This window comes from Kineothrix sp. MB12-C1, from assembly GCF_030863805.1.
GTDB lineage: Bacteria > Bacillota > Clostridia > Lachnospirales > Lachnospiraceae > Kineothrix.
Genome location: NZ_CP132957.1, coordinates 877,646 through 890,885, shown reverse-complemented (window position 1 = coordinate 890,885; position 13,240 = coordinate 877,646). Strand labels below are relative to the sequence as shown.

At 41.9% G+C, this 13,240-nt stretch carries 8 protein-coding genes; 6 read left to right on the top strand and 2 right to left on the bottom strand.

Features of this window, described 5'->3' with window-relative positions; genetic code table 11:
* Positions 1 to 93: 93 nt before the first annotated feature.
* The gene (locus RBB56_RS04195) at positions 94 to 2,406 is read right to left on the bottom strand and encodes an ATP-binding protein (RefSeq protein WP_306721150.1); all 2,313 of its coding nucleotides are present in this window, start codon (positions 2,404 to 2,406) and stop codon (positions 94 to 96) included.
* 525 nt (positions 2,407 to 2,931) lie between these two features.
* Between RBB56_RS04195 and RBB56_RS04190 the strand changes: the two genes are divergently transcribed.
* The 5 genes from RBB56_RS04190 to RBB56_RS04170 all read left to right on the top strand — a co-directional run bounded on the left by RBB56_RS04190 (position 2,932) and on the right by RBB56_RS04170 (position 9,275).
* Positions 2,932 to 3,084, top strand: coding sequence for an SHOCT domain-containing protein (locus RBB56_RS04190; RefSeq protein WP_306721149.1), 153 nt, complete (start codon positions 2,932 to 2,934; stop codon positions 3,082 to 3,084).
* Between the two features lie 120 nt (positions 3,085 to 3,204).
* Positions 3,205 to 4,908 carry a recombinase family protein gene (locus RBB56_RS04185; protein WP_306721148.1) on the top strand — a complete coding sequence of 568 codons (1,704 nt, stop codon included), beginning with the start codon at positions 3,205 to 3,207 and terminating at the stop codon, positions 4,906 to 4,908.
* 1 nt (position 4,909) lies between these two features.
* Complete coding sequence (locus RBB56_RS04180; protein ID WP_306721147.1) at positions 4,910 to 5,041, top strand: hypothetical protein; 132 nt, start codon at positions 4,910 to 4,912, stop codon at positions 5,039 to 5,041.
* Between the two features lie 650 nt (positions 5,042 to 5,691).
* Entirely contained in the window at positions 5,692 to 7,542 is a 1,851-nt protein-coding gene (locus RBB56_RS04175) for an NAD(P)-binding protein (protein ID WP_306721146.1), read from the top strand.
* Positions 7,536 to 9,275, top strand: a complete 1,740-nt coding sequence (locus tag RBB56_RS04170; RefSeq protein WP_306721145.1) for an NADH-dependent [FeFe] hydrogenase, group A6 — start codon at positions 7,536 to 7,538, stop codon at positions 9,273 to 9,275. Before RBB56_RS04175 ends, RBB56_RS04170 begins: the two co-directional genes overlap by 7 nt.
* A gap of 277 nt (positions 9,276 to 9,552) precedes the next feature.
* Here RBB56_RS04170 and RBB56_RS04165 read toward each other — a convergent pair whose 3' ends face one another.
* Positions 9,553 to 10,467, bottom strand: coding sequence for an IS481 family transposase (locus tag RBB56_RS04165; RefSeq protein WP_306722087.1), 915 nt, complete (start codon positions 10,465 to 10,467; stop codon positions 9,553 to 9,555).
* Between the two features lie 289 nt (positions 10,468 to 10,756).
* Between RBB56_RS04165 and RBB56_RS04160 the strand changes: the two genes are divergently transcribed.
* On the top strand, positions 10,757 to 13,228 hold the full coding sequence (locus RBB56_RS04160; protein ID WP_306721144.1) for an N-acetylglucosaminidase: 2,472 nt from the start codon (positions 10,757 to 10,759) through the stop codon (positions 13,226 to 13,228).
* Positions 13,229 to 13,240: the final 12 nt, after the last annotated feature.

The window sequence follows — 13,240 nt, the reverse complement described above, 5'->3', positions numbered from 1 at the left end:
TTTAATGGTGGCTGAAATTCTTGATTAGTAGAATTCAGCCACTTACTTTTTATCTCATATATTGAATAATAAAAATTTGTATTGCAAGAGATTTTAAGATTTCCCGAGAAGTAGTTTTTCCCTATACTCCAACTCCTTTTCCTTCTTATGCCACCGGCTATACAGATTATGCAGATACCGATAACAGGTCTTACTATAATCGTTGTCAGTCCCTATGATAGAAGTGATTTTCTGTTCAGCCTCCAGTAAGCACAATTCTGCTTTTTCAGGATTATTCTGAGATAGCGCTATTATTCCTTTTCCCATCTGACAGATAGCATAATCAAAACTGTTCTCACCTTCATGTTCTAGCACCAAGGATTCATAAAGTGATAAAGCCTGATTTGCAAGATCATAATCCTTTGACAGAATCAACATATTGGTCAGGTTCATTAGCTGTTGTAAAGTATCATGGGATTCAAAAATCCCATATTCCTCACGAATTTCCAGTGCCATTTTCAAATGTTGCGCTGCTTCTCTGCCGTTTTTCAGAAACAGGTACACATTTGAAATATTATTATGAAGATTGGAAAGCAGGGCGGCAGTTTTTGCATCTATTCCTGCTGAATGAATAGAATGAAGTAATTCCAGCGCCTTCAATCGTTTCTTAAGTGCGTTTCCGTAGTCTTTACGGATAACAAATAGTTCTGCTTTATAATCCAGCAACAAGGCTCTGTCACAAATAGAATTAAGTTCATACTTTTCCATGGTATGACTTATTCGTTCCGTTAGCTTCGGCAGATAGTCCATGACCAGATATTTATCCAGATAAGGAAACATGTCCTGAATGAATAAAAGATACGTTTCTGGTTCATCCACAAGAACATGCTCCGCAACACTAATCAAGGACTGAATCACATTTTCTGGGCGTCTGACCTCTAATCCGTGAGTCAGGCAGATAAGGTGTAAACTGTCAATCAAAGTCCTGCAATTTGATACCGAAGGCAACGTTTCTAACATAGCCACGTCCTGAATTAGGGGATGGAGGCTTATTTTTTTGTTCTCTTCATCATCCATGACAAATCCATATCGTACTAGATGGTTCACTTCGTTCAGAGTTCCAAGCTTTAGCCATTTCTTAAAGGCATTCTTTAATACACCCGCGTTCGGAAGCAATGATAGATTGCGTAAAATATCCATTTGTTCCGTCGTTAATTGATTTAACTGTAACAGTTTTCGTAGGTGCTCTATCATCAAGGCTTCTGAAAATTCCTCATCTTTATAGATTTCTACTGCTTCACCAGAATGAATATTCAATCCACAGCTCCTTAATTCAAACAATAATTCTTCTGGATCCATGCCGCTGGCAGAAAGCGATAATGCTGCCAAGCAGACTGTCAGTGTGTGTCCCTTTAATTCATTTATAATGTCAGAAGTAATCTCAGGTTCATTCTTGGCGGCAGGGCAGTATTGGTAAAACAATGCCGTCAATTCCTTCTCTTTATCCAATTCTTTTATTTCCAGTGTTTGAAAGGATGTGATTTTACATCTGGTCGTAATCAGAATCTGGAAATCATTCCGAGTAAACTCCTTAAAAAATGGATCATCTTTGGGTAGTACATTAAAGTTATCCATAATAATTAGACTGTCGGAACGCAGTTTTTGTAAGGTCTGATAGTGGGTTTGGAACAATTCTTCTTCGGTCATTTCTGCTGTGTCATCTGCAAAAACTAGCCCAGCGATACACTTCTTTAAACTTCCCTCATAATGTAAGAATAAAATATTGGTATATTTCTTCTTGTTCTTATTTGCGAAGGTCTTTGCAAATTCACTTTTCCCAATACCGGCTATTCCAGTTACAAATAGAAGTGCCTGTTCCTGTAGTAGAGACAATGCAGACTTTAACTCTTCTTTTCTTCCAAGAAATGATTTCGTTGCAGTTGGTACTTTGGAAGAGAGTAGTACTTCCGTCAAATCTGGTGAATACAGTGTAATGTGGCTATGGTCGTTCAAAATAGCATATCGAATTACTTCGGTAAAGAATTGCGCTAACATCTGAATTGTCAGTATTTCATCAGCTTTCTGGTTTCCGATCATAGTTCTACTGTCTTCAATCAATTCTTCCATTTGGGAGCGAGCCTGTGTCTCATTAAGCAGGTTTGGAATAATCTTATCCTTAAAATCATCCCGCATAAAATCAAAATTATCTTCGTCTTCATAAGTTCTAATAATTTCAAGTGGTATCGGTCTGATTCCATTACACCAGTTGCTGTATTTGATGCTATCCGCATCAGTAATTTCAGCATTTTCACTGTCATCAAGAGAGAGTGAGAATAGGCTTCTTACAAGCTGATGTTGCGGATAAGTTTTCTTTTTATTATCCAGAAGAATGCCAATGACATTCGTAAAGGTAAGTCTGTTTTTCAATCAAATTCCCCCAGTTCAAAATTTTGCTAAGTCTATGCTAAGTCTCCGTCAATAGTTGGAGAGAGATTTCGTTGGTATCATTAACCTATAGATTGGTAGCCAGATGAAGCGCAAATGCAACAAATGGATATCAAAATTATAACATACAAACAAACGTTCGGAAAGAAAAAGTTTGTGTTTGTACCTTGAAAAACAATTCTGAGAAAGCCAAAAGGCAGAGGCAGAATTCATAGGCTGTAGAGAAGGGGAAGTCCACTTTGCCAAGATGATTGAAATCAGAAATACCGATTTCAATCGGAGCGAAGAAAATGGAATCGCGTCAAGTTGGGAGAGGATCTCGCGCAGGAGAGGCCCACAGTTATTGTCACAGATAGTTGGATGGAAGCGAAAGCTACCGCCCTACTCTACGAATGGAAGCCAAGCAGTCCAATCACTTTTGCAACAGCTGTAATTCACTTTTATAAGAACCACCGCTAGGTGGAAGGAAGGTGATCAATGAAAGATTAGGAGAAGGAGGTGCCAAAGATGACAAATGAGATGGAATATGCGAAGTGTATCGCTGTATTAAGAAAATTGTTTCGTATGGGAATGATTTCAGAGGCAGAATATACTACAGCGAGAAACCGATTAATGGACAGATTTCTGATTGTTGGAGAAAATAATTCAAAAATCGCGTAAGAAATCAGTTTCGATATTCGTTCACAATTAAATATAAAGATAAAATAGCAGTATACAAAGAATTTACCATTTGTATGCTGCTATTTGCATATAGACAAGATTAAGAAATGGAGGAGTCAGATGAAAGAAGTACAAGTATTAGAAGCAAGAAGAACCGCCCCAAATAGCAGGGGAAGAACTAGAACAGAAGGGGGAGCAGTTACCGTTGACCGTATTCGTGTAGCAGCTTATTGCAGAGTATCCACCGATGATGATGACCAGTTAGGGAGCTTCGAATCCCAAAAGCTGTATTATGAAGAGAAGATTATTGCAAACCGAGAATGGGTCAGCGCAGGTATCTTTGCCGATGAAGCTATCACAGGAACGAAGGTAGATAAACGAGATGGTTTTCAGTCAATGATTCAGAGATGTAAGGATGGAGAAATTGATTTAATTCTTACTAAGTCCATTTCCAGATTTGCAAGAAACACGTTAGACACTTTACAATATGTACGAATGCTCAGGGAACGAAATATTGCCATTTTCTTTGAAAAGGAAAATATCAATACCTTGGATATGAATGGAGAATTACTCCTGACAATTATGAGCTCTCTGGCACAGCAGGAAGAGGAGTCCTTATCTGCAAATGTAAAGATGGGACTTAAGATGAAAATGAAGCGTGGAGAAATGATTGGTTTCAATGGATGCCTTGGGTATGATTATAATCCAGACGATAAAACTCTTTCTGTTAATGAAGAGGAAGCAGATATTGTCCGATTTATTTATGACATGTATATACAGGGGTATGGAACGACTACTATTGCAAAGCACCTGATTGAACTAGGAAAAAAGAACAAAAAGGGCGAAGTCAGCTGGCATACCCATGGAGTTATGGGAATCATTAAGAATGAAAAGTATAAGGGAGATATTCTTCTCGGAAAGACATTTACCACAGACCCGATTTCCAAACGAAGACTTGCCAACATGGGAGAAGAAGATCAGTTTTATATCCGTGATCATCACGAAGCCATTGTGTCCAGAGAAATTTGGGATGAGGCAGAACAGATTCGATTAAAGCGATCGGTCAATAAAGTGGTAGAAACTACGGGCAATCGGGAACGTTACACCAGACAATATGCTTTTAGCAGTATGTGCGAATGTGCTTTCTGTGGAGATAAGCTGACTAGAAGGACGTTGCACAGCAGTTCCAAATATGAGAAACCAGTCTGGAAATGCATGAATGCTACAAAGCATGGAATTAGTAATTGCCCAAATTGTAAATCCATTGATGAAAACATATTAGAAGGCGCATTTTTAGAAGCATTTTCTTTACTGGCGGGTAATTTTGATGATGTGCTAGATGTAGTCATGAATTATGTAGAAGAAACCGCTAATAATGATGAGGATATCCGAAAGCTAAAACAGATAGAGAAAGATATTTCTGCCTTAGAAGCAAGAAAAAGCAGAATGACAGATATGCTCATCGATGGTACAATTACAAAAGAGGCTTACGATGATAAACTAACAGAAGTAATGAGAAAGCTCCATATCTATATGGAAAAGAAGCTTTTATTACAGGAAAGTATCGGTAAGCAGAAAGATGTTGGCAAGCGAATGTCAGACCTTCGGGAGACGCTTAAACAAGAAGATAACCTTGATGAATTTGACCGGGTTGTATTTGAAAGTATCATCGACAAGGTTTATGTCGGTGGGCATGATGAAAATGGAAATCCGGATCCGTATAAGCTGACTTTTGTATTAAAGGGCAATCAAAGCAGTACGATTCCCAATGCAAAAGAAAGTATGAAGGCAAAGAATTCAAAGAAAGGGATAAAGGTGTCATAAGATGAAGAAACAGCTGGCAGAAGTCGTTGATGGGACTGAAATCAAAGAAATAACTGAGCAGGAAATTTTGTACTCATGCGAGAATAACGGGGCGAAGGATTTGTGTTCAACAAAGAATAACGCCGCACGTTGAAACAGTAGTCCTGTTACGACATTCGGGAAGATAGGCAAGAGAAAATGCAAGGAAGTACTACTGGTTTGATATGTTAAATAAGAGGCAGATAAAATAAGAACAAGATAAAAGATATTAGGGTACAATCATTAAATTAATAATGAATGCTCTAATATCTTTTTTGATGGAAAAATATAACTTGTTGTGGATAATTACCGTTTGTTACATCAAAATTGACTATGGGTGAAGTGTAAACGTATAAGAAAGTTGTTATAGCTCCTGCGGTTATATGCCTGTATCCATTCTGAAAAATCTTCGAAGGAATAAAAGTTGAGGATAGAGTAAAACTATTCGTTGTTTTTTGGTGATTTCATTCCATCTTCCCATTGCGTTTTGGAGCAAAAGCACGGATCATTTTATACCATATACTAAGCCTTTCCTTATATAGAAGAATGCCATATAAAGGCTTATATATAAAAGCAACTCATAATTAATATATTTTTATCAAAAAAAACGAAAAAACATTTATTGTCTAGGTGACAGATTATCGGGAGTCTGTTAAAATATAAACAATGATTGTGGTCGGATATAATTAGCCTGTTTGTCATTGCGTATGTGCCGAAATACATCAGGCGTTTAAATTATTTAAAATAAGTAAAAGGAGGATAGAAATGAGCCGTTTAAAAATTGTAACACCCGATAAGGCGCAATTGACGGTAGAGAGACTTTACAAGGACTTAGAACGACATATTGTTGCCAGTCCGCCCGGATTGTGCCCTATCGATTTGCAACTGTCTTTTTTAAAGGTATGCCATGCTCAGACCTGCGGAAAGTGTGTGCCGTGCCGTGTGGGGCTTAAGCAGTTGCAGCATTTGATCGAGGATATACTGGACGGTAGAGGAACGATGGAGACGCTGCGGCTGATTCGGTCGACTGCCAGTGATATTACCGATTCGGCAGATTGTGCGGTCGGTTATGAAGCAGCTCATATGGTGTTGGCCGGAACGGAAGGTTTTAAAGAGGATTACATACATCATATCGAAAAAGGAAAATGTTCCTACCATATCACTCAGCCTGTGCCTTGTGTGGCGCTCTGCCCGGCGGGGGTGGATGTTCCGGGATATATCGGGCTTGTAGGAGAAGAACGCTATGAGGATGCGGTGAAGCTTATTCGCAAGGACAATCCGTTCCCGACGGCTTGTGCTCTTATATGTGAGCATCCGTGTGAGGCACGATGCCGTAGAAATATGATTGACAGTTCGGTGAATATCAGAGGGCTGAAGCGTATGGCGGTAGATAATGCGCGGGCGAATACGGTGCCGGTGCCGGAAAAGGAGAAATCCACAGGTAAAAGGGTAGCGATTATAGGAGGCGGTCCGGGAGGTTTATCCGCCGCATACTACTTGGAACTTATGGGGCATCATGCGGTCGTATTTGAAGAAAAGGGAAAGCTTGGGGGAATGCTCCGATATGGTATTCCTAATTACCGTTTTCCACGTGAAAGATTGCAGGAGGATATTGATGCCATTCTTTCCACAGGAGCGGAAGTGCATTTGAATACGAGAATCGGAACAGGAGAAGGGGAGATTCCCTTCAATAAATTAAAAGAAGAATATGATGCGGTATACATAGCGATTGGGGCACACACGGATAAGAAAATAGGCATTGAAGGGGAGGATTCCAAAGGAGTGATTTCCGCAGTGGAGATGCTGCGGGGTATCGGTGAAGATAAGATGCCTGATTTCAAAGATAAAACAGTTATCGTTATCGGCGGCGGTAATGTAGCCATGGACTGTACCCGGTCTGCGATCCGGTTGGGAGCTAAGAAAGTCGGGGTTGCTTATAGAAGACGCCCGGATGATATGACCGCTCTGCCGGAAGAGATTGAAGGAGCTATTGCGGAGGGCGCGGAGATTTATAGTTTGAAAGCGCCTTACAAGATAGAAGCGGATGAGCAGGGCAATGTGGTCGCCTTGTGGGTAGAGCCTCAGATTATCGGGCCTATTGATGCGTGGGGGCGCGCCCGCCCGATTCAGGCGGATGTTCCTTTGCAGAGGATTCCTTGTGATATTGTGGTGGTTGCTATCGGACAGGGAATTGCAATACGTCCTTTTGAGGAGTCGGGAGTAGCCGTTCATAAAGGAATGATTTCTGCCATGAGCGACAGTGAGGTGACGGATATAAGAGGTGTATATGCCGGCGGCGACTGTGTGACCGGACCGGCAACAGTGATCCGTGCCATTGCGGCAGGCAAAGTGGCGGCGGCCAATATCGATGAATATTTGGGCTATCGGCATATCATTTCCTGCGATGTGGAAATTCCCCAAGTGAATTATGCGGATAAGCAGCCTTGCGGACGTGTTCAGCTTTCTGAGGGAGAAGCGGGAGAGCGGAAGTATAATTTCGATGACTTTGAACGGGGCATGACGAAGCAGGAAGCATTTCAGGAGGCAGGCAGATGCCTGCGCTGTGACCAATATGGTTATGGGAACTTGAAAGGGGGGCGGGTATCGATATGGTAAACTTAACGATAGACGGAATAGAGATAAGTGTACCGGAAGGTACCACGATTATGAAGGCGGCGGCTTCCGTAGGAATAGAAATTCCTCATTTATGCTATTTGGAGGGAATTAATGAAATCAGTGCCTGTAAAGTATGTGTTGTGGAGCTTCAGGGAAGGACCAAGCTTTTAACGGCTTGCAACAATCAGGCGGAAGAAGGTCTGATAGTATATACCAATTCTCCGAAGGTTCGCTCTGTAAGAAGAACTAATGTACAGCTTTTACTGTCTCAGCATGATTGCCATTGTGCCACTTGTGTCAGAAGCGGGAATTGCAGCTTGCAGAAGTTGTCCAATGATTTGGGAATCCTGGATATCCCCTATACGGAGGAGGTCGCAAGGGTTCCGTGGAATAAGGACTTTCCTTTAATCCGTGATTCGAGGAAATGTATAAAGTGTATGCGCTGCGTGCAGATATGCGATAAGGTTCAGGGTTTAAATATATGGGATGTACAGAATACCGGTTCCCGGACTACCGTAGATGTGGCAGGCAATATTACAATAGAAGATTCTGATTGCAGCCTTTGCGGACAGTGCATTACACATTGCCCTACCGGTGCGCTCAGGGAGAGAAACGATGTGCCTGAGATTTTTGATATTTTAGCAGATCCGGAAAAAATTACCGTGGTGCAAGTAGCGCCTGCCGTTCGTACGGCATGGGGCGAGGCATTAGGGCTTACCGATGCGGAAGCGACGGAAGGCCTTATGGTGGCGGCGCTGAAAAAGATTGGTTTTGATTATGTGTTTGATACGAACTTCTCCGCCGACCTTACGATTATGGAGGAAGGAAGTGAGCTGCTGCAAAGACTGAAGGAACCGGAAAAATATTCTTGGCCCATGTTTACGTCTTGCTGCCCTGCCTGGGTAAACTTTGTTACGAAGAAGTATCCCGGATACCTTGAAAATCTTTCCACGGCAAAATCTCCGCAACAGATGTTCGGCGCTATGACGAAAACATATTTTGCACAGGAAAAGGGCATTGATCCGTCTAATATATACAGTATTTCCATTATGCCCTGCGTATCCAAGAAAAGGGAGGCGGAACTTCCCTCCATGAGGAGTGCAGGTGCAGGTCAGGATGTAGACGCTGTTCTCACAACGAGGGAATTTGTTCGTATGATCAAGGCTGAGCACATTAATCTGTCTGTACTGAAGGAATGTCCGTTTGATTCTCCTTTAGGGGAAAGCAGCGGAGCCGGTGTTATTTTCGGCGTCACCGGCGGTGTTATGGAGGCCGCTTTACGTACTGCATATGCCGTAGTGGAGGGGAGTAACCCTTCGGAGGAGGCTTTCCGCTCGGTAAGGGGAGCAGAGGGAAGAAAAGAAAGAGAGTTTATGCTCGGAGATAAGAAACTTCGAACTTGTGTTGTCAGCGGACTTATGAATGCGGGAAAATTAATGGAAGATATCGATGCAGGCAGGTCGGTCTATGATTTTGTAGAAGTGATGTCCTGTCCGGGCGGATGTGTGGGCGGGGGCGGTCAGCCCATCCATGATAATGAAGAGCTTGCGGAAGCGAGAGGGTGTGTACTGTATACACTGGATGAAAACAGGGCAATCCGTTTTTCCCATGAAAATCCGGAAGTGCAGAAGGTATACGAAGACTTTTTAGGCGAGCCTCTCGGTCATAAATCTCATAAACTCTTACATTCCGACCATATGAAGGAAAGGAATTACTTGGATAACTCCAATTGATTTCCGGATATGATGCCAGGCAGAGATAATTCATATAGGATTCGAACGATGGAAAAAACTAATATAAGAGAAGATTAGCATAAGAAAAAGCTAATATAAGAGAAAATCAATATAAGAAAAAGTTAATAGTAAGAAAAAGAAAGATATCAGAGTAATTATTGTTCATTCGATAAAACTCTGGTATTTTTATTTTTCACACGTAACGGTGAGAATACTGAATAGTTACGTAATATTTACATAATTTGGAGTGGGTGCGTGTAGGTTTGTCAAACATATGTTACAGTGACCGTAAATAATTCTTTAATACCTCTGCTGGAGATTTCCATCCAAGGGGTCTCATGGGAAAGCGGTTATAATCCCTTGTGTTATAGATCTTTAACTGTCTGCCAAAGTCCTCCAATGAGTAGAACCGATGGGTGGCATAAAAGCGTTCATTGTCTTTTCTATGGCTGCGCTCTACCTTTCCATTATGTCTTGGAGTGAAGGGACGGATCAACTTATGACGGATGCCATGCTGCTGGAGATTTACCTGAAAAAGAGTCGGTTTATCGGAACCACCATAGGAAGCGAACCGCTTGGTGAATTCCTGTCCATTATCGGTCTGCACACACTCGATGGGTAAGGGAAACGCTTTGATCAGGTGTTCCAAAAACTGTGAAGAAGAATAAGAACTGTGTTCCTCAAAGGCCTCCACGAAACGCCATCGGGAGAATTCATCGATGGCTGTGTATTGATAAAAACGCTTCCCTTTGGCATCACCTGTCAGGCAGACAGAAGGGACAAATTTGACGTCGATCTGGATGCGCTGTCCGGGATAGCTCATGGCTTCGTAAGGCTTAGGGATATACTTGGGATTCTGAGGTCTTTGTGCCAGAATGCCCTGTTTTCTCAGGAAGCGATAGAGTCCGGGGATGGAGCGGGAGTATCCCCGCTGCATGAGCTTGACCCAGAAGACAACCAGTCCGGCATCTGGATTGCGTTTACGCATATCCGAGATGAGCTTCCTTTCGGCATCGGTATGCTGGTTGGGGTGATGGTGAGGTTTTCTGGAACGATCCCTAAGGGATTCCAGGGAACCATCAAAACGACGTTTCCAACGGTAAATATACTGTCTGTTGGTCTTATATCTGACAGCAGCCTTGGAGACGCCATACTTATCGGCGTAATGAATGAGCGATAGACGATACCTCATATCCTGTGTTATACTAGCCATGCGAGAGTACTCTCCTTTGTGTAGGTTTTTGTTGTGGTGACTTAAATATAACACAAAAAGGTATTCTCGCTTTTAATTATTTAGTTTTGTAACACATGTATTGTAATCCTACATATTTACATAATTTGGAGTGGGTGCGAGAATTGTTATTTACTGACGCATTTTATATAATAGAAGGAATGAAACAAAATGGAAGGAATCATACATAGCATCAATAAAATTTACCGGATGGCCGGGGAAATACAGAGTGAAAGGACAAGTTACTTATATGAGAAAAATTACAGTATTGTTAGCGATGGCAGTTCTGGTAGGATACTTATTCCCAGTTCCGGGATTTACATACAATGTATTTGCAAAAGAAAATACATTTTTCGATGGTAAGATACCGGGTGAAAATGAAGAAAACATCAATGCCACACGCATCAATAATCCCACAGACAACAACAATCCCGAAGGAAGCATAACGGATAGCAATGCTCCGGGGAAACGGGACGCGATAGAGGAAATAGAGACAGAAAAGGAAAAGGCAGATACAGCGGAAGAAAAAGGATATGAGGGAGAGGAAAAACCAGAAAGTGATACAGACGGAAATATAGAAAAGAATATAGAAGAAAACACAGAAGGAGATATAGAAGGAAACATAGAAGAAGGTAGAGAAGGAGATATAGGGGAAAATACAGAAGAAAATATTGACAAGTTAGAAGAAGAGGCTCTTACAGATGATGAAACAGAAGAGGCAGCCGGGAATGACGAAGCCAGGAGTGCTTTGCAGAATATAGTAAAGGAGCGCACGGTACTGGCTCTCGTGTACTTAAGTGACGAATATCCGGTAAGAACGGAAGCTTCTTATGACAGCGAGACGGCGGTAATGGTTCCCAGCGGACAGCAGGTGCAGATTCAGGATGTTTTCCCGGATGAAAATCATGAAATATGGGTATATGTCACCTTATATTGTCGAGGGGTACAGTACGAAGGATATATCCCCAGGTCTTATCTGGCGTGTTCCGATGAAGTGTTTTTGGAATGGGAAGAATCATACCATATGGTTCCGGGTACAAAGGTATCACCTTCGGTAAGGAGAAGTGCCGCACAGGTTTACTCGGATATAGAACAGTTTCCCGATAGTTATAAGGCGGCGCTGACTGCTTTAAAACAGGCACATCCTAAGTGGACATTTGTAAAAATGAATACAAATTTAGATTGGAATTATGTTGTATCAGAGGAGATGAAGGATGGAAGAAGCCTGATACCCTCATCTTTTCCTGCTTATATGCAGGAGGGAATTTACAGCGAGAATTGGGCATATGCAGGAAAGGGGATATTGGAGCATTACTTGGACCCGAGGAATGGTTTGAATGAATCTTATATCTTTCAATATGAGCTTCTTACATATAATGAATCCTATCACACACAGAGTGCGGTGCAAAGCTTCCTGAATAATACATTTATGGCGGGGATTATTCCGAAAACATCATTGACTTATGCTCATACTTTCTGGACGGTGGGGGCCGGATTAAAGGTAAGCCCCTTTCATCTTGCAAGCCGGGTATACCAAGAGCAGGGGAAAGGAACTTCTTCTTTGATTTCCGGAAAATATCCGGGCTATGAGGGATATTACAATTTCTTCAATATAGGAGCTACGGGAAATACCGAAAAGGCGGTGATAGAAAGCGGACTTGCCAGAGCGAAGAAAGAAGGATGGACCGATGGATATTCTTCCATTTCCGGCGGTGCGGCTATTATATCTAAGAATTATATTTTAAAAGGACAAGATACTCTGTACTTACAGAAATTTGATGTGGACGGAAGCTATGACGGCATGTTCTGGCATCAGTATATGCAGAATATTTGCGCCCCGTCCAGTGAAGGACAGAATATACGCAAATTGTACAGCAATGCCAATTCTCTTGAAAATACATTTGTATTCAAGATTCCTGTTTACAATAATATGCCCAAAGAGGCGTGTGCAATACCGACCGTTTCCTATAGTGTGTCGCTGACGCCTCCTGCAGGGTACAAGGATGCTAACATTTATTTGGATGGAATCCGATATACTGCGGCATTAAGAGACGGAAAATATATGTTAACGGCTCCCGACGGGAAAGTGAAAACAGCCGTTATGTATAAATATAATGAGTCGAATGTTCCGATAGGTATGTATGTATGGAGATTGAAGCATAACGGAACTTCTTATGAGGTTTCTGCAGTTCCCGAATTGGAAAATCTTCTTTCGTATCACGGTTTTTCCATAAGGATTACGGGAAAGTCGGGTATCCGGTTTAAGACGGGGATCTCCGCCGATCTTCGGTCACGGATGACATCCTCCGGTATTGCCGGATATACGTTAAAGGAATATGGAACTCTCGTTATGAATAACGCTAATCTGGGCCAATATCCCTTAATTAAAGGGGGAGAAAAAGTTCTGGGCGGCATGTCCTACGGAAAGAATACGGCCGGAGTACTGGAGGATAAAATCTATGAAACAGTCTCCGGAAGGCACCGGTTCACTTCGGTGCTGACAGGACTTCCGGCGAATCAATATAAAACGGAATATGCTTTCCGGGGATATATTATCCTGACAAAAGATGGGACAGATATAACTCTGTACGGACCTGCCGTAGGGAAAAGTATATATTCGCTGGCGCAACAAGTGCTTGCCGGGAACCAGTATGAGAAAGGTTCCGATGCCGATTTATTTCTTAGAAAGTTAATTACGGATGCGGATAATGCAGGAAATTAAGAAGGAGAATGG

Coding starts and splice junctions, on each gene's coding strand:
- RBB56_RS04190 (WP_306721149.1), top strand. CDS start 2,932: ATGACAAATGAGATGGAATATGCGAAGTGTATCGCTGTATTAAGAAAA.
- RBB56_RS04185 (WP_306721148.1), top strand. CDS start 3,205: ATGAAAGAAGTACAAGTATTAGAAGCAAGAAGAACCGCCCCAAATAGC.
- RBB56_RS04180 (WP_306721147.1), top strand. CDS start 4,910: ATGAAGAAACAGCTGGCAGAAGTCGTTGATGGGACTGAAATCAAAGAA.
- RBB56_RS04175 (WP_306721146.1), top strand. CDS start 5,692: ATGAGCCGTTTAAAAATTGTAACACCCGATAAGGCGCAATTGACGGTA.
- RBB56_RS04170 (WP_306721145.1), top strand. CDS start 7,536: ATGGTAAACTTAACGATAGACGGAATAGAGATAAGTGTACCGGAAGGT.
- RBB56_RS04165 (WP_306722087.1), bottom strand. CDS start 10,467: ATGAGGTATCGTCTATCGCTCATTCATTACGCCGATAAGTATGGCGTC.
- RBB56_RS04160 (WP_306721144.1), top strand. CDS start 10,757: ATGAGAAAAATTACAGTATTGTTAGCGATGGCAGTTCTGGTAGGATAC.